At 60.8% G+C, this 26225-nt stretch carries 23 protein-coding genes and 1 tRNA gene; 9 read left to right on the top strand and 15 right to left on the bottom strand.

Translation table 11 applies throughout. The features are described from left to right. The first annotated feature begins 18 nt into the window (after positions 1-18). Complete coding sequence (locus HV753_RS22640) at positions 19-1035, top strand: TRAP transporter substrate-binding protein (protein ID WP_175176827.1); 1017 nt, start codon at positions 19-21, stop codon at positions 1033-1035. A gap of 29 nt (positions 1036-1064) precedes the next feature. Beyond that, entirely contained in the window at positions 1065-2846 is a 1782-nt protein-coding gene (locus HV753_RS22635) for an IlvD/Edd family dehydratase (RefSeq protein ID WP_175176826.1), read from the top strand. Between the two features lie 55 nt (positions 2847-2901). Here HV753_RS22635 and HV753_RS22630 read toward each other — a convergent pair whose 3' ends face one another. From HV753_RS22630 to HV753_RS22610, 5 genes are all read right to left on the bottom strand, one after another. Continuing rightward, positions 2902-3858, bottom strand: a complete 957-nt coding sequence (locus tag HV753_RS22630) for an alpha/beta hydrolase (protein ID WP_175176825.1) — start codon at positions 3856-3858, stop codon at positions 2902-2904. 252 nt (positions 3859-4110) lie between these two features. Then, positions 4111-4515 (bottom strand): YbaN family protein, encoded by a 405-nt coding sequence (locus HV753_RS22625; protein ID WP_217481491.1) that lies wholly within the window; start codon positions 4513-4515, stop codon positions 4111-4113. Between the two features lie 62 nt (positions 4516-4577). Then, positions 4578-5294: a tetratricopeptide repeat protein gene (locus HV753_RS22620; protein ID WP_175176824.1), complete on the bottom strand. Its 717-nt coding sequence runs from the start codon at positions 5292-5294 to the stop codon at positions 4578-4580. 139 nt (positions 5295-5433) lie between these two features. Next, positions 5434-6141 (bottom strand): MrpH family fimbial adhesin, encoded by a 708-nt coding sequence (locus HV753_RS22615; RefSeq protein WP_175176823.1) that lies wholly within the window; start codon positions 6139-6141, stop codon positions 5434-5436. A gap of 732 nt (positions 6142-6873) precedes the next feature. Next, complete coding sequence (locus HV753_RS22610) at positions 6874-7362, bottom strand: MrpH family fimbial adhesin (RefSeq protein ID WP_175176822.1); 489 nt, start codon at positions 7360-7362, stop codon at positions 6874-6876. 659 nt (positions 7363-8021) lie between these two features. On the opposite strand from HV753_RS22610, the gene HV753_RS31330 reads away from it, so the two are divergent. After that, on the top strand, positions 8022-8261 hold the full coding sequence (locus HV753_RS31330; RefSeq protein WP_343056552.1) for a CrpP-related protein: 240 nt from the start codon (positions 8022-8024) through the stop codon (positions 8259-8261). 201 nt (positions 8262-8462) lie between these two features. On the opposite strand, the gene HV753_RS22605 is transcribed toward HV753_RS31330, so the two are convergent. Further along, the gene (locus tag HV753_RS22605; protein ID WP_175176821.1) at positions 8463-9074 is read right to left on the bottom strand and encodes a ferritin-like domain-containing protein; all 612 of its coding nucleotides are present in this window, start codon (positions 9072-9074) and stop codon (positions 8463-8465) included. A 313-nt stretch (positions 9075-9387) separates the two neighbouring features. Between HV753_RS22605 and HV753_RS22600 the strand changes: the two genes are divergently transcribed. Further along, positions 9388-9858 (top strand): tyrosine-type recombinase/integrase, encoded by a 471-nt coding sequence (locus HV753_RS22600; protein ID WP_175176820.1) that lies wholly within the window; start codon positions 9388-9390, stop codon positions 9856-9858. A 222-nt stretch (positions 9859-10080) separates the two neighbouring features. Here the strand turns inward: HV753_RS22600 and HV753_RS22595 are convergent. From HV753_RS22595 to leuC, 9 genes are all read right to left on the bottom strand, one after another. Next, positions 10081-10157 (bottom strand) — tRNA-Val (locus HV753_RS22595). 154 nt (positions 10158-10311) lie between these two features. Continuing rightward, the gene (locus tag HV753_RS22590; protein ID WP_281370985.1) at positions 10312-10989 is read right to left on the bottom strand and encodes a phosphoribosylanthranilate isomerase; all 678 of its coding nucleotides are present in this window, start codon (positions 10987-10989) and stop codon (positions 10312-10314) included. A gap of 54 nt (positions 10990-11043) precedes the next feature. Beyond that, a complete protein-coding gene (locus HV753_RS22585; RefSeq protein WP_175176818.1) occupies positions 11044-12141 on the bottom strand; it encodes a TRAP transporter substrate-binding protein in 1098 nt (365 codons plus the stop codon). Between the two features lie 54 nt (positions 12142-12195). Further along, entirely contained in the window at positions 12196-13005 is an 810-nt protein-coding gene (truA, locus tag HV753_RS22580) for a tRNA pseudouridine(38-40) synthase TruA (RefSeq protein ID WP_175176817.1), read from the bottom strand. Between the two features lie 3 nt (positions 13006-13008). Beyond that, on the bottom strand, positions 13009-14868 hold the full coding sequence (locus HV753_RS22575; protein ID WP_175176816.1) for a type IV pilus assembly protein FimV: 1860 nt from the start codon (positions 14866-14868) through the stop codon (positions 13009-13011). A 257-nt stretch (positions 14869-15125) separates the two neighbouring features. Next, positions 15126-16256, bottom strand: a complete 1131-nt coding sequence (gene asd, locus HV753_RS22570) for an aspartate-semialdehyde dehydrogenase (RefSeq protein WP_175176815.1) — start codon at positions 16254-16256, stop codon at positions 15126-15128. A gap of 233 nt (positions 16257-16489) precedes the next feature. Continuing rightward, complete coding sequence (leuB, locus tag HV753_RS22565) at positions 16490-17566, bottom strand: 3-isopropylmalate dehydrogenase (RefSeq protein WP_175176814.1); 1077 nt, start codon at positions 17564-17566, stop codon at positions 16490-16492. A 31-nt stretch (positions 17567-17597) separates the two neighbouring features. Beyond that, complete coding sequence (gene leuD / locus HV753_RS22560) at positions 17598-18248, bottom strand: 3-isopropylmalate dehydratase small subunit (protein WP_175176813.1); 651 nt, start codon at positions 18246-18248, stop codon at positions 17598-17600. Between the two features lie 24 nt (positions 18249-18272). Then, positions 18273-19676: a 3-isopropylmalate dehydratase large subunit gene (leuC, locus tag HV753_RS22555; RefSeq protein ID WP_175176812.1), complete on the bottom strand. Its 1404-nt coding sequence runs from the start codon at positions 19674-19676 to the stop codon at positions 18273-18275. Between the two features lie 514 nt (positions 19677-20190). Here leuC and HV753_RS22550 point away from each other — a divergent pair. The 5 genes from HV753_RS22550 to HV753_RS22530 are packed head-to-tail and all read left to right on the top strand — an operon-like array spanning position 20191 to position 26189. Then, a complete protein-coding gene (locus tag HV753_RS22550) occupies positions 20191-21696 on the top strand; it encodes a TolC family outer membrane protein (protein WP_175176811.1) in 1506 nt (501 codons plus the stop codon). A gap of 26 nt (positions 21697-21722) precedes the next feature. Then, complete coding sequence (locus HV753_RS22545; RefSeq protein ID WP_006218695.1) at positions 21723-21935, top strand: hypothetical protein; 213 nt, start codon at positions 21723-21725, stop codon at positions 21933-21935. After that, positions 21919-24084, top strand: coding sequence for a type I secretion system permease/ATPase (locus HV753_RS22540; protein ID WP_425485922.1), 2166 nt, complete (start codon positions 21919-21921; stop codon positions 24082-24084). The genes HV753_RS22545 and HV753_RS22540 overlap by 17 nt, the downstream gene beginning before the upstream one ends. A gap of 7 nt (positions 24085-24091) precedes the next feature. Further along, positions 24092-25513, top strand: coding sequence for an HlyD family type I secretion periplasmic adaptor subunit (locus HV753_RS22535; RefSeq protein ID WP_175176809.1), 1422 nt, complete (start codon positions 24092-24094; stop codon positions 25511-25513). Positions 25514-25532: 19 nt separating this feature from the next. Then, complete coding sequence (locus HV753_RS22530; protein ID WP_175176808.1) at positions 25533-26189, top strand: helix-turn-helix transcriptional regulator; 657 nt, start codon at positions 25533-25535, stop codon at positions 26187-26189. Positions 26190-26225: the final 36 nt, after the last annotated feature.

Here is a 26225-nt window from a genome sequence, read left to right as displayed (position 1 = left end):
ACCCCAAGGAGGAACACCATGATCACCCGACTCAAAACTCGTTTGCTGGTGCTGGCGACCGTACTGTCTTGCACCGTTGCCGGCGTCGCCGCGGCCGCAGATGTCAAACCCCGCCTGATCCGCTTCGGCTATGGCCTGAACGACGAAAGCGTCCAGGGCCGCGCCGCGCGCTTCCTGGCACAAGAGCTCGAAAAAATCAGCGGCGGCAAACTCAAGATGAAGACGTTCGGCTCGGCCAATCTGGGGTCGGACGAACAGATGCAAGGCGCGCTGGCTGGCGGTGCGCAGGAAATGATGGTGGGTTCCACCGCGCCGCTGGCCGGCATGGTCAAGGAATTCGGTGTGTTCGACCTGCCCTTCCTGTTCAACAGCGAAAAGGAAGCCGATGCGGTGTTGGACGGACAACTAGGCCAAGACCTGCTGAAAAAACTGGAAGCCCGTGGCCTGATCGGCCTGGTCTATTGGGAAAACGGTTTCCGCAACATGACGAATTCCAAGCGTCCCATCAACCGCGCCGAGGACCTGCAAGGCATCAAGCTGCGCGTCATGCAGAACCAGATCGCGCTGGGCGTCTTCAACACGCTGGGCGCAAACGCCGTTCCCATGCCGTTCTCGGAACTCTTCACGGCGCTGGAAACCCGCACGGTGGATGGCCAGGAAAACCCCATCACCACCATCCAGAGCAGCAAGTTCTACGAAGTGCAGCCTTTCCTGACGATCACCCGCCACGTCTACACCCCGTGGGTAGTGCTGGCCTCGAAGAAATGGTGGGACACCCTGTCTCCCGACGAGCAAAAGCTGATCCGTCAGGCCGCCGCGGCATCGCGCGATTTTGAACGCAAGGACAGCCGCGCCGATTCCGCCAAGGCCATGACCACGCTTGAACAGGCCGGCATGAAGATCAATACCGTCAGCCCCGAGGAAGTGGCGCGCATGCGGGAAAAGGTGCAGCCCGTCGTGGACAAGTACACGCAGGAACTCGGACCCGAGCTCATCAAGCAGTTGAACGACGAGATCCAGAAAGCGCGCAACTAGCGCGGTCCCATCGAAGCAAGCGAGCCCCCATGTCTCAGACACCCCGCAAGTTGCGCAGCCAGAAATGGTTCGACGATCCGTCGCACGCCGATATGACGGCCATCTACGTCGAGCGCTATCTTAATTACGGCCTGACGCGCCAAGAACTGCAATCCGGACGGCCGATCATCGGCATCGCCCAGACAGGCAGCGATCTTGCGCCCTGCAACCGCCACCACCTGGCGCTGGCGGAACGCATCAAAGCGGGCATCCGCGACGCGGGCGGCATCCCGATGGAGTTTCCGGTGCACCCGCTGGCTGAACAAGGCCGGCGGCCCACCGCCGCCCTGGATCGCAACCTGGCCTATCTGGGCCTGGTTGAGATCCTGCACGGCTATCCCTTGGACGGCGTGGTGCTGACCACCGGCTGCGACAAGACCACGCCCGCTTGTCTGATGGCCGCCGCCACGGTCGACCTGCCCGCCATCGTGCTGTCGGGCGGCCCGATGCTGGACGGCTGGCACGACGGCCAGCGCGTCGGATCCGGCACCGTCATCTGGCATGCACGCAATCTGATGGCGGCTGGCAAGCTGGACTACGAGGGTTTCATGACGCTGGCCACCGCGTCCTCGCCCTCTGTTGGCCACTGCAACACGATGGGCACCGCCTTGTCGATGAATTCGCTGGCTGAGGCGCTGGGCATGTCGCTGCCCACCTGCGCCAGCATTCCTGCCCCGTACCGCGAACGCGCTCAAATGGCCTACGCCACCGGCATGCGCATCTGCGACATGGTCCGTGAAGACCTGCGCCCTTCCCACATCCTGACACGGGAGGCATTTGAAAATGCCATCGTCGTGGCGTCCGCGCTGGGCGCCTCCACCAACTGCCCGCCCCATTTGATCGCGATGGCGCGCCATGCCGGCATCGACCTGAGCCTGGATGACTGGCAACGGCTCGGCGAAGACGTGCCGTTGCTGGTCAACTGCGTGCCGGCCGGAGAACATCTGGGCGAAGGCTTTCACCGCGCGGGTGGCGTGCCGGCGGTCATGCATGAACTATTGGCGGCCGGACGCCTGCACGCCAATTGTCCCACCGTGTCGGGCAAGACCATTGGCGACATCGCCTCAAGCGCCAAGACCCACGATGCCGACGTCATCCGCAGTTGCGCCGCTCCGCTGAAACACCGCGCGGGCTTCATCGTGCTATCGGGGAATTTCTTCGACAGCGCCATCATCAAGATGTCGGTGGTGGGCGAATCGTTCCGCCGCGCCTACTTGTCGGAACCCGGTTCGGAGAACGCCTTCGAAGCCCGTGCCATCGTGTTTGATGGCCCCGAGGACTACCACGCGCGCATTGAAGACCCCACGTTGAACATCGATGAGCATTGCATCCTGGTCATCCGTGGCGCCGGCACGCTGGGCTACCCGGGCAGCGCCGAAGTCGTCAACATGGCCCCGCCATCACACCTGATCAAACGCGGCGTGGACTCCCTGCCCTGCCTGGGTGATGGACGCCAAAGCGGCACCTCGGCCAGTCCCTCCATCCTGAACATGTCACCGGAAGCTGCCGCTGGCGGCGGCCTGGCACTGCTGCGCACCGGCGACAAGATCCGCGTCGACTTGAATCAACGCAGCGTGATTGCGTTGGTGGATGATGCAGAAATGGAAAGGCGCAAACAGGAACCCGCCTACCAGCCACCCGCCTCGCAAACCCCCTGGCAGGAGCTATACCGGCAATTGGTCGGTCAGCTATCCACGGGCGGCTGCCTGGAACCCGCAACGCTGTATTTGAAGGTCATCGAAACTCGGGGTGATCCCCGGCATTCGCATTAGCCGGCGCATGAACCGGCCTGGTCGGTATACGGCTGCGCCCGGCCGTATACCGCGTTCAGTTGGCCGCAGCGAAGAATCCGTTGAATGCGGCCCACTGGGTAAACAACCCCGGCCAGGCATGCACCAACGTGTCGGGCTTGCCCAAACCCCAGCCATGCTTGCCTTGGGGAAAGATATGCATCTCGGTCGGCACGCCCACCGCACGCAGCGCGTTGAACATCAGCAGGCTGTTGTCCACGGGCGAAATCGGATCGTCCTGCGCCTGCGCCAGAAATACGGGTGGCATCTGTGCCGTCACCAGATGGTCCACTGAGAACGCGGCGCTCTGCGCCGCTGTCGGATGTTCGCCCACGATTTCCCGCCGCGCGTGCGTGTGGTCAAACGGCGGCATGAACGTCAGCACCGGATAAATCAGCCCGGCAAAATCAGGACGCGACGATAGGCTGTCCGCGGCATCCACCGGCGCATAGCGCGGCACGGTAGCCGTCGCTGCCGTGAAGCCCGCCAGATGCCCGCCCGCCGAAAACCCGATGACGCCGACATGCCCGGTATCCAGCCCGAACCGCCCCGCCACCGAACGGATCACCCGCATGGCGCGCTGCCCATCCTGCAACGGAGCTTCTGCCGGCCAATGTTCGCCCGGCAGCCGGTAGATCAATTCAAACGCCGTCACCCCTTGCGCCTGAAGCCACAGGCAGGCGGGCGTGCTTTCCGTCCCCCGCTCGATATGCGCATAACCGCCTCCGGCAATCACCATCACCGCCGTGCCATTGGGTTGTGCTGGCCGATAGACGACCAAGCGGGGCCGAGATACCTGCGTCACCGATCCCTTGGCACTGACCTTCTCGGGGCCATCGGGCCCGCGCCCTTGGGGCGGCCGATTGCCGGGCCAAAGATCCAGGGTTTCCTGGACGGGCGACGAGGCGCTGGCCGCCGCGGCCGATGGGCTGGTCCACCCAAACGCCGCACCGGACATGGCGGCAAATAGAAGTTCTCGACGCTTGTTCGCCATGAATGATCCTTGCTGGCTGATGGCGCGACGGCAACGACGCGCGGCGGCTTGAATAGCCCTGCTGCGGCCCATTACATCAGAGAAGGCGTCCATTCCGACCGTGGATTTCCGACGCAACCGTTTCTGCGCGTTACGCCCGGCCCGAGTCTTTCAGGGGCGTATCAACCGCCTGAATGTTGGCTAAACAATGGCTAAACCCGGGCTGAATAAACGTTCGATCTCGTCCTGCCGACTGCCGGCCGACCCGTGGCGTCATTCGTGGGGATGCGCGTCACCAGCGCCTTCGGCATCAACCGCTTTCGGTGCGGGCCGGCTGAGTACGTACGCCGCGCTGGCCAGGAAAAACAGGCCTACGCCCGTGGCCAGCGGCCACGACGGATGCGCGCTCCACCAAAACAGGCCATAACCCACCGCCATGCCCAGGCAGGCATAGGTTTTGCCTTTGCGCGACACGGCGCCCTGTTCCCGCCAGGTGCGCAGCGCAGGTCCATAGGTGGGACTATTCAATAGCCATTTTTCCAGCCGTGGAGAAGACCGCGAGAAGCAGCCCACGGCAAGAATCAAGAAAATCGTCGTCGGCATGACCGGCAGAAATGCGCCGATGACGCCCAATGCCAGCATCACGCAGCCCAACGCCAACCATAGCGCTTTGATCATGATGGTCAGCAGAATATCGCAAATGCCGGGCTTGAGCCGGATCGGCTGATGCAGCGCAAGGCTTAAGTCCGAGGCTCGGGCATCTTGGCGCGCAGCATGTTCAGGAATCTTGGCCCCGGCGTACCGCCCGCCGCGTGCGCCTTGACGACCATCGCCCACGCTTCGTCGTACTGGCCGCGCCAGTAGTAGGCCGTTGCCCAGGACGAATACAGATAGCCCTTGTCCGGCTCCACGGCCTCCCCTTTCCGGTACCACTCGTCCGACCGCGCTGTGGCCGCAACCCTGGCTTCGGGAGGCAAGGTCTTGTCTTCGGCCGCGCAACGAGCAGCAATGCGCCCGGCATCCGCATAAATTCCCTGAGTCGTGGGAGGGTCATGGCTGACAGCCTGATCCATCATGCTCATGGCTTCGCAGAATTTTCCCTGGTCATGCAATACCGCAGCAAAGCCTGTATATACCTCGGGATTATCGGGATTCAGCAGCCACGCCTGATTAAATCGCCGCATCGCCATGCCAAGCTGGTCGGCTTGATAGAAGCGGTAGCCCTGACCAACCCAGGCCTTCGAGGCTTTTTCGGCGGAGCCGAATGCTTGCGTCGCATCCGCAATCAGCTTCTTGTCGCTGGCTTGGAGTTCAGCGGCGGATGACCGGTCCATCCCGCCGTACATGGGCAATTCATCCACGCGCGCCTGCGTTTGGACGGCGGGCGGCGGCTTGGCCACGCAACCCGCCAGCGCCAGGAAGCAAAGCGGCAGGATAGCTATTGAGAGTTTTTGCATGCTTCTGGACGTGTTGGAGACAGCCCAAAGATAGCAGATGCCCCCTCAACCACGCGCAGGAATCATAGTGGCCGCAATGTAGGCCGTTCATCATGCGAACGTGCGCGCTCATGACACCCGGCACTCCCTATTCGTCTGCCTAGTCCAGGTCCAAGACCAAAACAGCGCTGCCCTTGAATGGGCCAAGCTTCGTGGTCCCATTGAACTCAAGCGAATCCGTCAGTTCCAGACTATTCAGACCTCGCGCTAATCGCAGCGTCGAACCCAACCGCATGCCGGAAAGATACAAACGGCTTTTACCGCCATTGTTCAGTGCCACCCGCTGCGAGTCGGCGCCAGATCGAAGCGTCATTTTTCCTTGGACGACGAAATCGCAGGTGATATTCAGCTTCGTGCTTGCACTATGGCCATTTGCCTGCCTCTCCGAGAAATTCCCGTGCGCCAGCGTCACCTGTGTATGTTCAAACTGGCATGCCGCTTTGGTAAGGACACATGCGTGTTCTGCTGGTGGCGGCTGAAAAAACATAGTAGAGACCAGCCCCTCTGCCCACTCACCGCGAATGATGACCCCAGAGCAAATCTTGTCACCAGGAACATAGGGTACGACGACTTGCGAGACCCACATCATGGTGGTCCACCGGCGAGCCAAATCCCCTATCAGTTCGCCGTTAGATACCACGCAAAACTGGGCTCCGCTGCCGCACTCCGGCAGCGCAGCCCAGACTTCGCTTGGCCGGTCGGCGTGCCATTGTCCTGGCTGCATGATGAAGCCCATCGGCACCTTGGTGTTGTCTGGCTTGGTCGTCAATTCCCCCCGCTGGGTGTAGACGGTTATCTGCCTGCCCATTTTGTCGCTTGTGACTCTCGATGTGATGGGATAGACGAATGCGTATGCGGATTGCGTGGTAAAGCAAAGGAGCCAGGCCGCCAGAATTCTAGCTGGTACAGGAAAGCGTATGGACATAGGGATGCGCAACCAGCCAGGCACGAACCTGCAATCGCAGAAGCGAATGCATTGATGCAATGGCCACGTTTGTAGGAGTTGGACGACTACCGCATGCTACACATCTGGCCGGGCATGCCTATCAGGCACGCCGGAGAACCCTGTGCGAAATTTCCCAAGCATGGGAAGGGATGCAGTGGCGGCTTGAGCGTTTCGGACGATCACACTTGCGCAACTTACTGGCAATGGGCTGGTGAATATAAAGAACCGACAATTGGCCGCCCCACTACCCTTTATTTCTCCAGATTTTTTTGGATCCGGTAAGTTCGTCTGAGAAGTTTCCCAAGTCCATTGCGGACTGCCAAACCGCGGGATAGATTCATGCCATGGACACTAGGCGCCACCGCGACACCCCGCCCGAGACCGTTGATGCACTATCGACGTACCACAAGCATTTTCTCGAAGGGATAACCCCGCTGATTCTGGCCGAAACTGAAATTCTCTCTGGAGGGCTCTCTGTATAGCCACTATCAGGCCTTGAAAGACGCCGAGCTACAGCTGAAGAGTTCAGTGTGCCCGGCAAGGACAATCGCAGGGACGTCATCCTGTCGATTTTTTTTGGGGAACGGTGTGGTGCTAGTACATATCAAGGACCAAGACGGCACTGCCCCGAAACGGACCAAGCTTCGTACCGTTGTCAATTTCAAGTTTGTCCGTCAGTTCAATCGTATTCAAACCCTGCTGTAGTGGCAGCTTCGAACCCATTGCTTGATTGGCGACATATAGGCGGCTCTTACCACCATTATCTAATGCGATTCGCTCACTGTCGGCGCCAGACCGTAGTGTCACCTTTCCTGATATGTAAGTTGAGCAGGTGATTTTCAGGATCGCACTTGCACTATGACCCTGCGCTTGGCTGTCTGAAATTCTCCCATGAGCGAGCGTCAGCATCCCATGATCAAGTGTGCACCTTGCCGTGGACATTGTGCATGAGGTACTAGTCTGCGGAGGCACGAAAAACAGTTGGCTGACTAACCCGGTTCCCTCGTCGCCTCGAATGATGATGCCGGAACAGACCATGTCGCCGGGAAAATGCGGCGCCACTTCGCTAGACACCCAACTCATGCTGCGCCACCTTCTAGCGAATGCGCTTATTGCTTCCCCGTTGGATCGAATGCAATACCAACTGCAATCGTTGACCGGCGTGACAGCCCATACATGGCTCGGACTATTAGCTACCCAAGAGGCCGGCTGCATGATGTATCCCTTGGGTACAAAAGTCAGGTCCGGAACGGTATGTACTTCCTGGAACGAGGTCGTCACTTCAACGCTAAAGCTACTCCCGTCGCCAGCGACTGCCAAATGCGTTGTGACGGGATAGGAGAATGCGTCGACTGATTTCCACGTGATGCAAAGAAGCGCAAAAGCCAGAATTCTGGCTAGATTGGACAAGCAGATGGACATAGGGAAGATGTACGCGGCTAAGCTTGTGCAAGGCTGCATTCACGAATGCGAGCGCAATGATGCAATGGCTTGGTCTGTCAGTTGAGTGGGAATGGCCACATCCTACGCATCTAGCCGCAGTCCGCTATCGGCCACCCCCGAGAGCAATGTCGGAAATTTCCCAAACATGTAGTACCGATGAAAAAATGTCACAAGATTGGGATCACTCGGGGACCGCCCGCAAAATAAGCTACTCCAAGTAGTGCCGCAACACTATTGCAAACACCCACAAAGTTGCGGAATACTGATTCCCCCATCATCTACTTTTGGAGGGTACTGCAATGCACCGCGATGACATCCAAAGGCTGGGCGCCCATGCCGCGCGCGAAGGTTTGACGTTGTGGGATTGCCCCTACTATCGGGCAGACGTGATGCCGGGACACACCGGGGAGTCGATCGTTGAATGGCGCGAAAAGGTAGAGGCTTGGGAGGCCGGATGGATGGCAGAGAAAAAGTCCTGGAAGCCACCGGGCGGCACGGTCAGATATGTGCCGCGCGTAGCCCAACGCTTGCGCAACTGATTTGCATCAAGACGCCCCGTATAGGGGCGTTTGTTTATGACCGGGATGAGCTGCGCAAGAGGATGCCGCCGCAGTCAAGCCTCCGGGAAAACAATAGCCGACCGCATCACCACCAGCTAGGCGTCCATAATGCAACACGCCATGGCCACAAAAAAGGCCCCAGAGTGGGGCCGATCCGCAAGAAGCGGAGAACCAGCTGTCTTAAAGCATCTTGTCCCGGGCCTGTTCGGCGCGGGCCGCACCGATAGCCGTCTCGACTTTCTTGACTTCTTCGGGCGGTGGAAGGACTGCTGGGAAGCCTAGAGCCTCAATCCAAAGCTCTCTTGTCCAGCCCATTGTGTGATAGAGGTGGTGGTCCTCATCCTGTTCCACCGCTTCATGGGCTTTTTTGAGAATTTTGGCTTCTTTGCCCTTGATCTTGTCAGCGACAAGACCAATCAGCTCCCAATTCTGGTGGTCTTTCGTTTCGGCCAAGACGACACATTCTGCGGCCACGACCTGAGCTGCTGCCGGGTCACCGTGCGATTTCGCCAAAGAAATGGCCGCCACAAGAGCGTCACCATGATGCTTCACCACTTCCCGACTGGGCACCCGCTTATTCGGATCAAGGCCGAGTTCTTCAAACACGGTAAGTAATACCTGCCGATGAGTCTTGGTTTCGCCGAGATAGCTTTCCCACTCTTTCGCCAGATCTTCATTTGTCGCACAGGACAGAGCCGCCGTGTAGACGTTAATTCCTCCCAGTTCGGTTTCCAGTGCCTGGTAGAGCAAATCATGGATACGCTCAATGTCACCAGTCTTGTTGCTAGCCATATGATCCTCCTGCGATCGACGCGGTAAGGCGACGGCCCCAGTACGAGCCGACAATTGGACAACTAATTACGGCACCGGCTGGTTGGATGCAGGGGTACCAACTGGCTCCTCCGGATCCAGCTCGTCTGACTCTCCGGGCTCCTCGTCCTCATCAACGGGTGGCGATTCATCAATGGTTTGCCCGGCGTGATCCGTCGTTTTTGGAGAATCCATGCTCCGAGGATCGTCGGGTGGGTTGGGAAGGGGTGTCGTCATGTTCTTCATCTAACTCGGCCACATAGCCGCAAGTGTCCATAGCAAGAAATGGTCCCAAATGCGCGCTGAATTTTTCCGTGGCGAAGCCCGATGGCGGATACCGGTGGCCCGGATGAAAGGCGCCCTGATATCAAAAGAAATTGGGGCTGACCACTTTGTCCCGTTGTTGCGGCAAGTGCAGGCACTGCTGGACGAGTTGGACAAATACACAGGCCGGTATCGGCTGCTGTTCCCAGGTCTACGAGATCCGGCGAATACGCCCGTGAGCGCCGAGAACATCAACAAGGCACTCAAGATTTTGGGGTTCGAGGGTGAGCAAACTGGCCACGGCTTCCACGGCCTGGCTTCGACCATCATGAATGAACGTAGCGGCGCATGGCCGGAAGTTATAGAGCGCCAACTTGCGCACAAGGAGCGCAACTTGATCCGCCGTGCTTATAACCACGCCGAGTATTTGGACAAGCGTCGGCAGTTAATGCCGTGGTGGTCGGATTATCTCGATGATTGCGCAGCCAAGGCGGTGAAATGAGGGCTTTGAGGGTCTACCTTTGGGGCCTACCTTCGGGGACGTACCTTTGGGGGCGTACCTTTGGGGGCGTACTCTTATTCCGTTCGGCCCTACCCTCATTCCTGCTCTTGGATCCCTGGCCCCCCCCTAGGCAGCTGCTGGCGGCGCAGAATGCAAAAAAGCCGCAAAGTCATGGACTTATGCGGCTTTCGGAGCAGTGCCTGGCACTGCTTTGCAGGAATCTGGTAGGCGGTATTGGGTTCGAACCAACGACCTCCACGATGTCAACGTGGCGCTCTAACCAACTGAGCTAACCGCCTGCAAAGAAGAAGAATTATATAGTGCTTTTTTGAACTGTGCAAATCGTCTTAAAGGACTTTTCGCTGTTTTTATTGCGTTGGGCTTCAATGCAGTTCTAATGCACTTTCGCGCCGGCTGCCGCAATAAATTCACTTCAGTTCATTCACTTCCGCACTACTTTCTTGCCTTCAATTTCGTATCGGCTTCTTGCGTCGCTTCAACGAAGAACGAGATTCTAGCAGAACTTTTTATTCCTTGCTCGACCTCGACGCCACTGCTGACATCGACCCCCCAAGGCCTGATCAACTGGACGGCCTGACCCACGCTTTCGGCGGTCAATCCGCCTGAGAGGATCAGCGGGCGTGACACGGGGTCCGCGCGCACGTCGTCCAGCAAAGCGTAGTCGAAGCCGTGGCCGCTGCCACCGTATCCGGCGCTGTAGCTGTCGAACAACCAGCCCGCCGCTTCACCGTAGGCGCGGCAACTGGTGGCGAGATCTTCCGCAGTGGCCAACCCCGGCGCACCGGCACGGAACGCGCGCAGGAAACGATGACCGTAGCGGGCGCAATCCTGCGGGGTTTCATCGCCATGGAACTGTAGAAGCTCAGGACCGACCTGATCCAGCACCGCCTGCACGTCAGCGGGGTCCGGGTTCACGAACAGCGCCACCACGTCGACAAACGCCGGCACCGTGCGGCGCAGTTGCGCGGCGCGCGTCGGCGTCAGGCAGCGCTTGCTCTTGGCGTAAAAAACGAAGCCGATCGCATCGACGCCGGCCGAGACGGCGGCTTCGATGTCTTGTTCGCGGGTCAATCCGCAGATCTTGATGCGTGTGCGCATGAAACTCGTCACTTGTGTCGCCCAACGCGACGTCTCAAATCAGTATATCCGCCGTGCCGGTGGCGTTCAGGCGCCCGGCTGGCCCAGCGTTGCGATCAGGTTGTCAAAACTGCCTTCGGCAACACGGAACCACGGCACCTCTTTATCCCGGAAGGCGACCATGCTTTCGTAGAGCTTCTTGAACATGGGGTCTTTGAGGCTCAACTCTTTATAGGCGGCCAACGAGGCGTCATAGCAGGCTTGCAGCACCGGCTTCGGAAACGCCTTCAGTTGCGCGCCACGCGACACCAGGCGGCGTAGCGCATCCGGGTTGCCGGCATCGTATTTGGCGATCATATTGCCCGTCGCCATCCGGCACGCCAGCGCCAACGCCGATTGATACGGCTTGGGCAATTCATCATAGGCGTCCTGGTTCACATACAAGGACAACTGCAAGGTGCCTGCCCACCACCCCGGAAAATAGTAGTTCCGCGCAACCTTATAAAGCGCCAGGCTTTCGTCGTCATGGGGGCCGATCCAGGCAACGGCATCGACCGTGCCTTGCTCAAGCGCGACATACGTTTCCGCGACCGGGACATCAACCGGCGTCGCACCCAGGCGAGACAGCACATGGCGGGCAAAGCCGCCGGCCTTGACCTTCAAGCCGCGCAGATCATCCACGGTCTTGACCTCGCCACGGAACCAACCGCCCATCTGCGCTCCGGTGTAGCCACAGGGGAAATTCAGGATGTTGTATTTGTCGAACAGTACGCGCGTCAGCGCCAGACCTTCGCCCTGATTCATCCAGGCGTTCATCTGCCGGGTGTTCAATCCGAACGGCACACCGGCGTCAAAGCTCAGCGCCGGGTCGATATCGAAATAGCGCGTCGACGCGGTGTGCCCGCATTCCACCACGCGATGCTGAACCGCTTCCAGAACCTGGCCGGACTGCACCAGATCGCCCGCGGGAAAGATCTCGATCGTGAAGCGGCCATCAGTGACTTCCGCCACATATCGCGCCACATCCTCGGCGCCCGCGAACAGCGTAGGCGATTCATTCGGAAAGCTTGATGCCAGCCGCCATGCGATGGTGGGCGCGTCCTGCGCAAAAGCCGGCGCAGCCAGCGCGGCGCCACCGGCTGCGGCGCCCAAGGCAGTTTGCTTCAAAAACGCGCGGCGTTGCATGGCAAAGACCTCCAGTGGGGCGCCGGGAAAAGCGCCATCGGTTGCAGCAGTTCCCTAATAGGTTTGCGTAAACGGCGACAGCAGCAGTGACCCGCCATCCAACTCTTCCAGGCCGAACTCAGCAGGATAGTCAATCGCAGACAGATACAGGCCATCTGGCGCGAACGTGGGCGCACCGCGCTTGCGGTCGCGCCAAGACAGTAATTGCGCCATCCAATCAACCGATTCCCTGCCCTGCCCAACCTGCAACAACGCGCCCATGATGTTGCGCACCATGTGATGCAAGAATGCATTCGCTTTCAACGTGAACACCAGGAACGGGCCACGCTCCTCGATGTCCAGCCGGTGCATGTGGCGTACCGGATGCTTGGCCTGGCATTGCGAAGACCGGAAGCTGGAAAAATCGTGTTCACCCAACAGCGCATTTGCCGCGGCCCGCATGGCCTCCACGTCCAGCGGTTGGAAGCACCAGCCGGCCCGCCCCGCCCACAGCGCCGGCCGAACGCGGCCGCGCCACAGCAGATAGACATACGTGCGGGCGCGGGCTGAAAAACGCGCGTGGAACTCGTCCGACACCGGCTCTGCCCACTGCACGGATACGCTGGAGGGGAGAAACGCATTCACGCCCCGCACCCAGGATTCCATGCGCCGATCCAGCGTGGTGTCCAGATGCACCACCTGCATTGCGCCATGCACGCCCGTATCGGTGCGCCCGGCGCAAATAGTGGGGACAACACCTTGCACACCACAAAAACTGGCCAGGGCGGACTCCAACGTGTCTTGCACCGTCTGCCGATGCGGCTGCGTCTGCCAACCCTGCCAAGCGGAGCCGTCATACGCCAGCCCCAATGCAACTCTAGACATTATTCAAACCCGAGGACCGCTGACTCGGCGCGGTTCGTCCGTGGGCGGTTCGTCCAGGTCGAGATTAATCGTATCGAGCTTGCGGTTCAGCGCTGCCGTGTCCAGCGCAGGCTCGTTATAGGCGTAAGTGTCTTCATCATCGTCGTCGCGCCGAGCGCCGGCACGGCGCAGCAACCAAGCGATGGCGAATGCGATCAGCGCCAGTACGGCAGTGACGATGACGAGCAAATTGTCGGCAAGCCAACTGGGCATGCCGGACGTGATGTCCTTGGATGTGTCCGCGGCGGAAGCTCCGGCGGCCTTGTCGGCGGAAGAAGAGGCTCCGGATGCACCTGGCGTACCTGCGGCGCCCGGTGTGCCTGCGGCGCCTGGCGTACCTGCTGCACCTGGCGTGCCTGCCGCACCTGGCGTGCCTGCTGCACCTGGCGTACCTGCTGCGCCTGGCGTACCTGCGGCACCTGGCGTGCCTGTTGCACCTGACGTGCCTGCTGCACCTGACGTGCCTGCTGCGCCTGGCGTACCTGCTGCACCTGACGTGCCTGCTGCACCTGACGTGCCTGCTGCACCTGACGTGCCTGCTGCACCTGACGTACCTGCCGCACCCGGCGTGCCTGCTGCACCTGACGTGCCTGCTGCGCCTGGCGTGCCTGCTGCACCGGGCGTGCCTGCTGCACCTGACGTGCCTGCTGCTCCGGGCGTGCCTGCTGCACCTGACGTGCCTGCTGCACCCGGCGTGCCTGCTGCACCTGGCGCACCCGCGGCACCTGACGTGCCTGACGCGCCCGGCGTGCCAGCAGCACCCGGCGCACCGGATGTACCCGCAGCGCCGCCCGCTCCCGCCGATCCTTGTTGGGCAACCGCCTTGTTCAAATCATCCACATTGGCCTGTAGTTGATTCACGCGGCCTTCAGCGTCTTTCAGCGCGCGTTCGGAGGAGGTCTGGGCATCGGCCTGTGCGTCCGCCTGCGCCTGCCCGGTCGACAACCGCACCCGATCTTGCGTCGGCGCGGCACTTGCCACGCCGGTATCGCCCGGACGGGCAATCGTGCCCGATGCGGCGTCCTGTCCCTTCACCACCGAAGGATTGGCGCCTGCGGCCGCACCAAGCCGGGCTCGGTATTTGGCAAAGGCCTCGGCGTGTTCGTTGAAAATCCGGCGCGCTTCGGCCGGGTCAATCGCCCGCACCGTTGCCGCGTCCGGGATGTTCAATTTCTGCCCGGCGCGCACCAGATTCATATTGTTCTGGATGAACGCCTCGGGGTTGGCACGCCACAAGGCGACGAGCATCTGATAGACCGATGCATTGGGCACGGCATTACGCTGCGCAATCGCAAACAGGTTGTCGCCCGATTTCACATTGACCGATCCCGCCGTGCCACCGGTACGCGCCGGGGTGCCGACCGCAGCCGGCGTCACGTCGGCTCCCGTGCCGCGCAACGGCACCAGGATGCTGACTTGCACTTGGCGCTGTCCGGAACTGGAACTGATATCCAGCAGCAAATCCACCGCGCCGCTTGCCGGCGGCTGCATCCCGCGCACGCGCAGATTCTTGCGCGTGGCATCCATGCCGTCCTCGACCCTGACCACCATGCCGGCCAATGGCACCGGCGGTTTCAGACCTGCACGCTGCCAGGAGGCCTCGTCCGCCACCGACACCTTCAGCGACGACACTTCATCCGGCGTCAGCTCCTGCAAACCCACCACCGCCTGCAACGGCGCCCCCGGCACGGACACGACTCGGGAATGCCCCACGCGCATGGCCAGCGCCGAACTACACATGCTCGACCCCATCGCCAAGGCAATCGCCCATTGAAGGGCTTTCAAACGGCGGGCATGCTTCACGTGGCGCGAACGCTGGGTCATAAGCTGGAATTCCGTTCTTGTAGTCGAATTACGGGCTAGAGCCCGTTCACACCAAATAAGTGAGAACAGGCCTCAATTCACGGGAAAAGTGTAATGGATGACGCGAATTTCACAAACCTGAAAGGCGCATTGGCGTTGGCTTGCGGGCACATCCACCACACTGCTTTGACGAATACCCAAACATCAAGGGCACCCGCAGGTGCCCTTGATTGCCTTGCTGAGCGATCAGGCGCCGCGATGCGGCGCCCGAAATCGCGTCAGGCTTCGGCCAGTGCGATACGCAGCATGCGGCGCAGGGGCTCGGCGGCACCCCACAGCAGTTGGTCGCCCACCGTGAAGGCACCCAGGTACTGCGAGCCCATCGACAGCTTGCGCAGGCGGCCCACCGGGATGTCCAGCGTGCCGGTCACGGCGACCGGGGTCAGTGCCGAAACCGTTGCTTCCTTGGTGTTCGGAACAACCTTGGCCCATTGCGTCCCTTGGGCGATCAGCGATTCGATCTCGTCAAGCGGGATGTCGCGCTTGAGCTTGATGGTCAGCGCCTGGCTGTGGCAACGCATGGCGCCGATGCGCACGCACAGGCCGTCGATCGGGGTGGGAGCCGTGCCGAAAGCAGCGCCCCGGCCCAGGATCTTGTTGGTCTCGACCTCGCCCTTCCACTCTTCCTTCGACATCCCGTCGCCCAGGTCCTTGTCGATCCAGGGAATCAGGTTGCCGCCCAGCGGCACGCCGAAATGCTCGTGGGGCAGCGCCGGATCCTTTTGCTTGGCCAGCACGCCACGGTCGATTTCCAGAATGGCCGACGCAGGGTCGTCCAGCAGGGGCTTGACCGACTGGTTGATCTCGCCGAACTGGGTCAGCAGTTCGCGCATGTGCTGCGCGCCGCCGCCGGAAGCCGCCTGGTACGTCATGGTGGTCATCCACTCCACCAGGTCGTTATTGAACAGGCCGGCCAGACCCATCAGCATGCAGCTGACGGTGCAGTTGCCACCAACGAAGTTGCGCACGCCGCGCTTGAGCGCCGCGTCGATCACCGGACGATTGACCGGATCCAGCACGATGATGGCGTCGTCAGCCATGCGCAGGGTGCTGGCCGCATCAATCCAAATGCCGTTCCAGCCCGCGCCGCGCAGCTTCGGGTAGACCTCGGACGTGTAATCGCCACCTTGCGCCGTCACGATGATCGGCAGTTTTTTCAGAGCGTCAATATCGTAGGCATCTTGCAACGGACCAGCGCCTTCGGCCCACGTGGGCGCAGCGCCGCCAGCGTTGCTGGTGGAAAAGAACACCGGTTCGATCAGTGCGAAGTCATTCTCGTCGCGCATGCGTTGCATGAGCACCGAGCCGACCATACCGCGCCAGCCGACAAGGCCTACTGCTTGATTCATTTCAATCGCTCTATAAAGGTGGAGACAAGGTCCGGGGAGAAAAAGACGTGCAATTCAACAATTTATCAGAATGCACGGCGAGATGTTGCGGCGCAGCTTGAAAAAATAGGGGCCACAAGAAACAAGAACGCCTTTCGCGGCGCCGTCACAACAGGGACGTAATAAGGGCCGCCTTGCGGGCGGCCCTTTGGAAACTGGGGCAGCGCCGCAAGGGCGCGCCCCTTGCTTGGCGATCAGGCCAGGGCTTTGAGCACTGCGTCGCCCATGCCTGCCGTGCCGACTTTCGTCGTGCCCGATTCGTAAATATCGGCGGTGCGCAGGCCGTCGGCCAGTACGCGACGCACGGCGGCTTCGATGCGGTCAGCCTGGGGTGCCAGGTTGAGCGAATAGCGCAGCAACATGGCAGCCGACAAGATCGTTGCCAGCGGATTGGCCACGCCCTTGCCCGCGATATCCGGCGCGGAACCGTGGCTGGGTTCGTACAGGCCCTGCCCGCCCGCATTCAGCGACGCAGACGGCAGCATGCCGATCGACCCGGTCAGCATGGCGGCTTCGTCCGACAGAATGTCGCCGAAAAGATTGCCCGTGACGATCACGTCGAATTGGCGCGGGTTGCGCACCAGCTGCATCGCGGCGTTGTCGACATACATGTGCGACAGCTCGACATCGGGGTATTCGCGCGCCACTTCAATAACAATGTCACGCCAGAATTGCGAGGTCTCCAGCACATTGGCCTTATCCACGCTGCACAGCTTCTTATTGCGCTTGCGGGCCGACTCAAAGCCGATGTGCGCAATGCGGCGCACTTCGGATTCGGCGTAGCGCATCGTGTCATAGCCTTCACGCTCGCCCGCGAAGGCGCCATCAGGCGACGAACGCACACCGCGCGGAGTGCCGAAATAAATATCGCCGGTCAGTTCGCGAATAATCAGGATATCCAGGCCGGACACGATTTCCGGCTTCAGCGACGACGCGCTTGCCAGCTCGGGATACAGGATGGCGGGCCGCAGGTTGGCGAACAGGCCCAGCGCTTTGCGCAAGCCCAGAATGGCCTGTTCCGGACGGAATTCGCGCGGCAGGCTGTCGTACTTCCAGTCGCCGACAGCGCCGAACAGCACGGCGTCCGATTCCTTCGCCAGATTCAGCGTGGCCGGCGGCAGCGGGTGTTCAAACTGGTCGAACGCGGCGCCGCCCACGGGGGCTTGCTTGATATCGAAGGAAACGTCCAGCGCCTTCAAGACGCGCACGGCCTGTTCAACGATTTCCGGGCCAATGCCGTCACCCGGCAAGACTGCGATGTTGTGAGTCATTTAAGAAGCGATCCTGTGTTCAGAATAATGGTCAGGCGATGGGACGGCTTTCCAGCCAGGGGTGACGGGTCAGGCGCTCGGCCTCAAAGGCGCGAATCTTGTCGGCATGGCGCAAGGTCAAGCCAATATCGTCAAAACCATTCAGCAAGCAGTACTTGCGGAAGGGTTCAATATCAAAGCCCATTTCGCGGCCATCCGCCGCGATCACGACCTGGCGGTCCAAATCCACACGCAGCTTGTAGCCGGGGAATGCCTTCACTTCGTCGAACAGGCGGGACACTTCCAACTCGGACAGCACGATCGGCAACAAACCGTTCTTGAAGCTGTTGTTGAAGAAAATATCGGCGTACGACGGTGCGATGATGGCGCGAAAACCATATTGCGTCAGTGCCCACGGCGCGTGCTCGCGGCTGGAGCCGCAACCAAAGTTCTTGCGCGCCAGCAGTACCGAAGCGCCTTGATAACGCGGCAGGTTCAGCACGAAATCCGGATTCAGCGGACGCTTGCTGTTGTCCATGCCGGGTTCGCCGTGATCCAGATAGCGCAATTCGTCAAACAGGTTCGGGCCAAAACCCGTGCGCTGAATGGACTTGAGGAATTGCTTGGGAATGATGAGGTCCGTGTCGACGTTTTCGCGGTCGAGCGGAGCCACCAGGCCTTCGTGAGTGGTAAATGCTTGCATGATGTCTACTCGGTGCTGATTCGCTTAACGGAACGTGCGGACGTCGACGAAGTGGCCGGCCACGGCCGCCGCAGCGGCCATGGCGGGGCTGACCAGGTGCGTGCGGCCACCCTGGCCTTGCCGGCCTTCAAAATTACGGTTCGACGTGGAGGCGCAGCGCTCACCCGGTTCCAGGCGGTCGGCGTTCATGGCCAGGCACATCGAGCAACCCGGTTCGCGCCATTCAAAGCCGGCTTCGATGAAGATCTTGTCCAGGCCTTCACGTTCGGCTTGTTGCTTGACCAGGCCCGAACCCGGCACCACCATCGCCTGGCGCACGTTGGACGCCACATGCTTGCCACGCGCAACGACCGCCGCGGCGCGCAAGTCTTCAATGCGCGAGTTGGTGCAAGAACCAATGAAGACACGATCCACACGGATGTCGGTCAACGGCGTATTCGGCTTCAGGCCCATGTATTGCAGGGCGCGTTCCATGCCGCTGCGGCGGACGTCGTCCTTTTCGCGGTCAGGGTCCGGCACGCGGGAGTCCACCGGCAGCACCATTTCAGGCGACGTGCCCCAGGTGACTTGCGGCTTGATGTCGCGAGCGTTGACTTCCACCACGGTGTCGAACTTGGCGCCTTCGTCCGTGTGCAGGGTGCGCCAGTACTTGACTGCCTGATCCCAGACCACGCCCATGGGCGCAAAGGGACGGCCGCGGAAGTATTCAACGGTCTTGTCATCCACCGCCACCATGCCGGAACGCGCGCCGGCTTCGATGGCCATGTTGCAAACCGTCATGCGCCCTTCCACCGACAGCGAGCGGATGGTGCTGCCCGCGAATTCAATCGCGTGTCCGGTACCGCCGGCCGTGCCGATGATGCCGATGATGTGCAGCACGACATCCTTGGCCGTACAGCCGAAGGGCAATTCGCCTTCCACCTTGATCAGCATGCTCTTGGCTTTCTTCATCAAGAGCGTCTGGGTCGCCAGCACGTGCTCGACTTCGGACGTGCCGATGCCGAAGGCCAGCGCGCCCAGCGCGCCGTGCGTGCTGGTGTGGGAGTCGCCGCAGACAACGGTCATGCCGGGCAAGGTTGCCCCCTGCTCGGGTCCGATCACGTGAACGATCCCCTGGCGCAGGTCATTCATGCGGAATTCCGTGATGCCGTATTTCTCGCAGTTGGCGTCCAGCGTGTCGACTTGCAGGCGAGAGATGGGATCGTCAATGCCCTGCGCGCGGTTCAGCGTCGGGACATTGTGATCCGCCACTGCCAGGTTGGCGCCGGTACGCCACGGCTTGCGCCCGGCGATCGCCAGGCCCTCGAACGCCTGCGGGCTGGTGACTTCGTGCACCAGGTGGCGATCGATATAGAGCAGACAGGTACCGTCTGATTCCTGATGGACGATGTGGGCGTCCCAGAGTTTGTCGTAAAGGGTTTGGGCCATGGATGCGCTCTGCAAATAGACAATCCGGCTTGAGCCTCGCGCGGTTGAAAAGCAAATCGCTCCCGCGCCGGCCACTGCGGCATGGAGGAATTATGCACAGGCTCTGAACCTAGTACAACTGCACCATGGATACTAGTACCACCACTACCATGTTCGTTACGGAATCTGTCCCTTCCAACGGCCATTCGCACTCGCCAAATACTGTGGAAAATTAATCACACGCAAATATTTAGTTAAAGAAACAGATACAAAATTATCAAAACGATATAATCCGGTTTCACTACGGTTGCCTCTCTCACGAAATAATGCGCAATAAAACGTATTAATGAAAATAGAGGCATTCGTTTATTGTGAAGTTCGTGCAAATTCAGTGAAATTGAGTGATGTTGCGCGAAGAAATCTCATGGCCAGCCTTTTTGACCTTTCAAGACTTAACAAATCTTGACTCGAAGAATATGACATTTGCATACAACATGGCGGCCACTCAATCCAAACCTACTCGCGAATAATCACTATGGCTTCGTTTTTGCTCAAAAGCACGACTTCGATCCTTGCCCTGGCCTTTGTTCCCGCAGCATTTGCACAAACAGCAGAGCCGGCCGCCGCCTCCACTGCCGAACCATCCGCCGTGACACTGAACCAGATCGTTGAGCAGACGCTGCTCAGCAATCCCGAGATTCAGGCCAAGTACCACGACTTCCAGGCTTCGTTGGAAGGCCAGTCGGTGGCGCGCGGCGCGTTCTTCCCGCAGATCAACGCGCAAGGCTACGTAGGTAGGGAATACCGCAACAACGTGCCCGGCGTCGGCTCGCAGAACTGGAACCGTCCCGGCTACAACGTTGAACTGCGCCAACTGATTTTTGACGGCTTCCGTACCAGCAACGACGTCAAGCAAGCCGGTTTCGACAAACTGGCACGTTTCTATGACGTGTTGGCCACTAGCGACTCCACCGCATTTGCCGCCGTGCAGGCATATATTGACCTGCAACGCTACCGCGACATGGAATTGCTGGCCCGCCAGAACTATTCCCTGCACGAAGAAACGCTGAAGCAAATCGGCGAGCGCACGGAATCGGGCGTGGGCCGCCGGGTTGACCTGGAACAAGCGGGCGGCCGTCTGTCGCTGGCCCAGACGAACCTGATGACCGAAACCGCCAACCTGCTGGATGTGCAACAGCGATTCCAGCGCGTCACCGGCGCATTCCCGCCCGAAGCGATGCAGCCGCCGCCCGACGTCGGCGGCAAGCTGCCCGTCAAACCGGGCAATTTCAATGAATCGCTGCGCCGCAATCCCAGCTTCCTGTCCAAGCAGGCCGGCCTGCAAGCCGCGGAAGCCGGTGTGTCGTCGTCGAAGGGTGCGTTCTCTCCGAAGTTTGAATTCGTGGCCTCCACCGGCCGCGATCAAAACGATCCCACGCCGCAAACCCGCGATATCCAGAGCTCCAGCGTGCAAGTGGTGATGAGCTACAACCTGTACCGCGGCGGCGCCGATTCCGCTCGCGTGCGCCAGACCGCCGCGCAATCCTATGCCGCGCGCGATATCCGCGACTACACCTGCCGCAACGTGCAGCAGGATCTGGCCGTGGCCTGGAACAACATCACCAGCCTGAGCCAAAAGCTGCCCTTCCTGCGTGACCACGAAGTGGCCACGACCAAGGTGCGCGATGCATATCGCCAGCAATTCCAGATTGGCCAACGTTCGCTGCTGGACTTGCTGGATACCGAAAACGAATTGTTTGAATCGCGTCGTGCATTGACCAACGGCCTGTATGACCTCAAGCTTGCGCAATATCGCTGGTTGGCGCTGTCGCACACGTTGCTGCCGGCGCTGTCGCTGCAACCCGCGCGCAACGAGATGCCCGAGGAAAACGGCAAGTTGGTGGTAACCGACGAAGTGATCAAGCTTTGTAATTCGACGGTTCCCGATTCTGCCCGCCTGGCTCCCGTGCGCGTTCAATACAACGAAGGCACGCTGCCGCCCACGCTCGTGCCGCTGAACGCGCCCAACGCCAAGCCCTGATCGGGGTTGGGTCGCAAGGAGGCCATATGACGCCCCAGGGCAACGAATTTTCGCAGTTGGACGCGGACTTTGTCCGCGTTCTGGAAGACCTGATCGACGCCTTGATCGCCAATGGCACCTTGCGCATGACGGACCTGCCTATCCAGGCCCAACAAAAGCTCTCACAGCGCAAGCAGCAACGCGCGCGCCTTTCGGAACACCTCGACCTATTGGATGACGAAGATGGACAAGTTATCTGAAAAGGCAGCGCGGGAATGGCGTGCCGATGCGCGTGCGGCGCACGATGATCCTCTGCTGGATTGCCTGGTTGAAATCACCCGCCTGCATGGCGTGACCGCCACTGCCCAGGCGCTTTCCGCGGGCCTGCCGCTGGAAGAGCACCGTTTGACCCCTGCCCTGCTGCCGCGCGCCGCCGCGCGCGCGCAGTTGTCGGCGCGCGTGGTCAAGCGCACGCTGGACAGCATTTCCCAGGACTTGTTGCCCGCGATCTTATTGTTGCAAGGCGAACGCGCCTGCTTGCTGCTTAAGAAGGAAGACGGCAAATATGTTGTCAGCCATCCCGAGCTGGGTGGCAGTTCCGTCGAAATGACGCCCGAATCCCTGGCTGCGCAATACACCGGTCTGGTGTGCTTTGTGCGCCCGCAGTTCCGATTTGACGCGCGTTCCCCGGAAGTCGCCAAAGTGCGCGAGCGCCACTGGTTCTGGGCCGCCATCATGGAGAACCGCCGCCTGTACCGAGATGCCCTGATCGCTGCCCTGCTGATCAACATTTTCGCCATGGCGATGCCGTTGTTCACCATGAACGTGTATGACCGCGTGGTGCCTAACAACGCGGTCGAAACCCTATGGGTCTTGGCGATCGGCATCACCCTGGTGGTGATCTTCAATATGATCCTCTCCACCGCGCGCTCGCACGTGGTGGACAGCGCCAGCAAGCGGGTCGACGTGCGTCTATCGGCCCAGATCATGGAACGGGTGCTGGACTTGCGCATGGAAGGCCGCCCCGTATCGGTGGGATCGTTCGCGGCCAATCTGCGTTCGTTCGAGTCCATCCGCGATTTCATCGCGTCGGCCACCATCACCACTCTGGTCGATCTGCCCTTCATCGTCCTGTTCCTGGCTGCGCTGGCCTGGATCTCGCCCTGGATGATTCTGCCGCCGCTGGTGGCGATCGTTCTGATCCTGTTGGTGTCCCTGGCTGCGCAAGCCCGCATGGAAGCGCTGACGGTTGCCTCTTTCCAGGCCAGTTCACAACGCAATGCAACCCTGGTTGAGGCATTGACGGGCTTGGAAGCCGTGAAGACCCTGAACGCTCAGGGCTCGATCCAGCGCAACTGGGAACGCGCCACCGAATTCATCGCCCAGACTGGCGGCAAGCTCAAGCTCATCTCGTCATCCACGGTTGGCTTCGTGCAGGCCGTGCAGCAAATGGTGTCGATCGCCGTCGTGATCATCGGCGTGTACCAGGCGCAGGAATCCGCCATGTCCATGGGCGGCATCATTGCCGCGTCCATGATCGCCGGCCGCTGCCTGGCGCCGTTGGGCCAGGTTGCCGGCCTGTTGATGCAGTATCAGAACGCCCGCACCTCGCTGGGTTCCATCGACAACTACATGAAGCTGCCGATCGAACGCCCGGCCGAAGCCGAATTCCTGCATCGCCCGGTATTCCATGGCGGCCTGGAATTCCGCGACGTGACCTTCTCTTACCCCGGCAGCACGCAGCCGGTGTTGAAGAAAGTGTCCTTCAAGCTCAAGCCCGGTGAAAAGGTCGGCATTATCGGCCGCATCGGTTCGGGCAAGACCACACTGGAAAAGCTGGCGCTGTCGCTGTACCAGCCCACGGAAGGCGCGGTGTTGCTGGACGGCGTGGACGTGCGCCAAATTGATCCAGCCGACGTGCGCCGCGCCATTGGCCACGTGCCGCAGGATCCGCTGCTGTTCTATGGCAGCCTCAAGCACAACTTGGCCATGGGTGCCCCCTACGCCGATGACGCCAGCATCCTGGCCGCCGCCAATCTGGCCGGCGTCACGGATTTCGCCAACCTGCACCCCAACGGGTTCGACATGGTGATTGGCGAGCGTGGGGAATCGCTGTCGGGCGGCCAACGGCAATCCGTTGCCGTCGCGCGCGCCCTCATCAACGATCCCCCCATCCTGTTGCTGGACGAGCCCAGCAGCAATATGGACCACCAGAGCGAAGCTCAGTTGCGCAAGCGGCTGGGCGAAGCCAGCGCGACCAAGACCATCCTGCTGGTCACGCACCGCACCGCGCTGCTGGACCTGGTTGACCGTTTGATTGTGATCGACAACGGTCACATCGTGGCCGACGGCCCCAAGGAGCAAGTTGTCGAAGCACTGCGTCAAGGACGCGTTGGACGCGGAAGCTGAGGGCCCCATGCAGAAAAATCCTGGCGAGACCCAGCAAGGCGTGTTTGGCAGTTTGTGGCGCAAACTGCGCAACGTCTTTGTATTCTTCTTCGACCGTCTGCTGGACGGCGCCGACAAGGGCAAGCTTGAAAAGCGCTCTGACTACGTCGGCAATGCGGAATGGGTAATCCACGAATCGCAGGCGCGCAGCTCGCGCATCCTGCTGTGGGTGGCCTTGATTGCCACGGCGCTGCTACTGGTTTGGGCGGCGATGGGCAATATCGATGAGGTCGTCCGCGGCGAGGGCAAGGTTGTTCCCTCGCGCCAAGTGCAGATCATCCAGAGCCTGGACGGCGGCATCGTCGAAGAAATCCTGGTTCGGCCCGGGCAGGAAGTCGAGGCCGGCCAGACCCTGCTGAAGATCGATTCCACGCGCTTTGCCTCGTCTTTGGGCGAGAACAACGCGGAATATCTGTCCCTGCTGGCAAAATCCGCCCGCCTGCAAGCGCTGGCCACCGGCGAGCCCTTCGTGGCGCCGGAAGAAGTGCTGAAGCAAGCGCCTGGCCTGGCTGAAATGGAGCGCAATGCCTGGCAGGCGCGCAATACGGAATTGAACGCCACGGTCAACGTCGCCCGTGAACAGCTTAAGCAGCGCCAGGAAGACTTGCGCGAAACGATCGCCAAGCGCGATCAGGCATCGGCCAGTTGCGGCCTGACCTCCCGGGAACTGCAAGTCACGCGCCCGCTGCTCAAGAGCGGCGCCGTGTCCGAAGTGGACCTGCTGCGCCTGCAACGCGACGTGGCCCGCTACTGCGGCGAACAGAAAGGAGCCGAAGCGCAGATCGATCGCTTCCAGGCGTCGATCAAGGAAGCCCAGAGCAAGCTTGAAGAATCCGAGCTGAATATCCGCAACCAGGCACGCAGCGAACTGTCGGAAACCAACACCAAGCTGTCCACGCTGCGCCAAGGCAAGTTGGCGCTGGCCGACCGCGTGAAGCTGGCTGAAGTCCGCGCGCCCCTGGCCGGCACCATCAAGACCTTGTTCAACAACACCGTCGGTGGCGTGGTGCAGCCGGGCAAGGACATTATCGAAATCGTGCCCAAGGACGACACGCTGCTGCTTGAAGTCCGCATCCAGCCGCGCGATATCGGCTTCCTGCACGCGGACCAAAAAGCGGAAGTGAAATTCACGGCCTATGACTTCGCCATTTATGGCGGCCTGGAAGGCAAGGTGGAACAGATCGGCGCGGACACCGTGACCGACGAGAAAGGCAACTCCTACTACGTGGTGCGCGTCCGCACGGATCGCAGCACGGTGGGCGAAAAACTATTGCCCATCATCCCTGGGATGGTGGCGGAGGTTCATGTCCTGACGGGCAAGCGCACTGTGCTGCAGTACCTGCTTAAGCCGATTCTGCGTGCCAAGGCGAATGCCTTTACCGAACGTTAAAGGAGAGCTGGAAGGCTTTATGAAACCTGTTCCCGTCCTGTTGATTACGCACGACGATCTGCTGTGGCAACACTGGCGCGCGCTGGACCCCACGCGCTGGCTTGCGGCACGCGGGCGCGGCCTGGCCGACTTGCAGCGCTGGCGCGAGCAAGGCCGCGCGCTGGCGGTGCTGGATGCCGACGTGCCCCGTTTGCCGTCCTGGCAAGACCCCATCTGGGCGTCGACCCTGGCCGGCTTGCACTTGGTGGTTGCCAGCCCCAGCCCCAACGACGAGCAAGGCACGCAAGCGCTGGGCGCGGGCGCGCATGGCTACTGTCACACCCATGCACCGGCTGCCGCGCTGGCGCAGGCGCTGGAAGTGGTTGCCTCCGGCGGCATCTGGATGGGCCGGTCGCTGGTGACCCGCCTGTTGAAATTGGTGACTGAACGCGCTCAGGATTCGCATACCTGGGATGGCGGCCTGTTGACCGAGCGTGAAATCACCGTCGCGCGCTACGCTGCCAGCGGCCAAGCCAACGCCGCCATCGCCGAGGCGCTGGGCATTACCGAACGCACCGTCAAGGCCCATCTGTCAGCGGCTTTCGACAAGCTCAAGGTGTCGGATCGCCTGCAACTTGCCCTGCTCGTGCATGGCATTTCCGCACCTGCGGACACCCGGAGCAAAATTACGTCTTGATACTGTCCTTGAGGACAATATCGCGCCCCAGCGGCA

The sequence above is a fragment of the Achromobacter pestifer genome (assembly GCF_902859625.1).
GTDB classification, from domain to species: Bacteria; Pseudomonadota; Gammaproteobacteria; order Burkholderiales; family Burkholderiaceae_B; genus Achromobacter; species Achromobacter pestifer.
Note: the sequence above shows the minus strand (reverse complement) of the source record. Positions and strands in the feature narration are given on the sequence as shown.

Excerpts from the sequence above, each read along its gene's own strand:
- HV753_RS22640 (WP_175176827.1), top strand. The coding sequence starts at position 19 with ATGATCACCCGACTCAAAACTCGTTTGCTGGTGCTGGCGACCGTACTG.
- HV753_RS22635 (WP_175176826.1), top strand. The coding sequence starts at position 1,065 with ATGTCTCAGACACCCCGCAAGTTGCGCAGCCAGAAATGGTTCGACGAT.
- HV753_RS22630 (WP_175176825.1), bottom strand. The coding sequence starts at position 3,858 with ATGGCGAACAAGCGTCGAGAACTTCTATTTGCCGCCATGTCCGGTGCG.
- HV753_RS22625 (WP_217481491.1), bottom strand. The coding sequence starts at position 4,515 with ATGATCAAAGCGCTATGGTTGGCGTTGGGCTGCGTGATGCTGGCATTG.
- HV753_RS22620 (WP_175176824.1), bottom strand. The coding sequence starts at position 5,294 with ATGCAAAAACTCTCAATAGCTATCCTGCCGCTTTGCTTCCTGGCGCTG.
- HV753_RS22615 (WP_175176823.1), bottom strand. The coding sequence starts at position 6,141 with ATGGGCAGGCAGATAACCGTCTACACCCAGCGGGGGGAATTGACGACC.
- HV753_RS22610 (WP_175176822.1), bottom strand. The coding sequence starts at position 7,362 with ATGAGTTGGGTGTCTAGCGAAGTGGCGCCGCATTTTCCCGGCGACATG.
- HV753_RS31330 (WP_343056552.1), top strand. The coding sequence starts at position 8,022 with ATGCACCGCGATGACATCCAAAGGCTGGGCGCCCATGCCGCGCGCGAA.
- HV753_RS22605 (WP_175176821.1), bottom strand. The coding sequence starts at position 9,074 with ATGGCTAGCAACAAGACTGGTGACATTGAGCGTATCCATGATTTGCTC.
- HV753_RS22600 (WP_175176820.1), top strand. The coding sequence starts at position 9,388 with ATGCGCGCTGAATTTTTCCGTGGCGAAGCCCGATGGCGGATACCGGTG.
- HV753_RS22585 (WP_175176818.1), bottom strand. The coding sequence starts at position 12,141 with ATGCAACGCCGCGCGTTTTTGAAGCAAACTGCCTTGGGCGCCGCAGCC.
- truA (WP_175176817.1), bottom strand. The coding sequence starts at position 13,005 with ATGTCTAGAGTTGCATTGGGGCTGGCGTATGACGGCTCCGCTTGGCAG.
- HV753_RS22575 (WP_175176816.1), bottom strand. The coding sequence starts at position 14,868 with ATGACCCAGCGTTCGCGCCACGTGAAGCATGCCCGCCGTTTGAAAGCC.
- asd (WP_175176815.1), bottom strand. The coding sequence starts at position 16,256 with ATGAATCAAGCAGTAGGCCTTGTCGGCTGGCGCGGTATGGTCGGCTCG.
- leuB (WP_175176814.1), bottom strand. The coding sequence starts at position 17,566 with ATGACTCACAACATCGCAGTCTTGCCGGGTGACGGCATTGGCCCGGAA.
- leuD (WP_175176813.1), bottom strand. The coding sequence starts at position 18,248 with ATGCAAGCATTTACCACTCACGAAGGCCTGGTGGCTCCGCTCGACCGC.
- leuC (WP_175176812.1), bottom strand. The coding sequence starts at position 19,676 with ATGGCCCAAACCCTTTACGACAAACTCTGGGACGCCCACATCGTCCAT.
- HV753_RS22550 (WP_175176811.1), top strand. The coding sequence starts at position 20,191 with ATGGCTTCGTTTTTGCTCAAAAGCACGACTTCGATCCTTGCCCTGGCC.
- HV753_RS22545 (WP_006218695.1), top strand. The coding sequence starts at position 21,723 with ATGACGCCCCAGGGCAACGAATTTTCGCAGTTGGACGCGGACTTTGTC.
- HV753_RS22540 (WP_425485922.1), top strand. The coding sequence starts at position 21,919 with ATGGACAAGTTATCTGAAAAGGCAGCGCGGGAATGGCGTGCCGATGCG.
- HV753_RS22535 (WP_175176809.1), top strand. The coding sequence starts at position 24,092 with ATGCAGAAAAATCCTGGCGAGACCCAGCAAGGCGTGTTTGGCAGTTTG.
- HV753_RS22530 (WP_175176808.1), top strand. The coding sequence starts at position 25,533 with ATGAAACCTGTTCCCGTCCTGTTGATTACGCACGACGATCTGCTGTGG.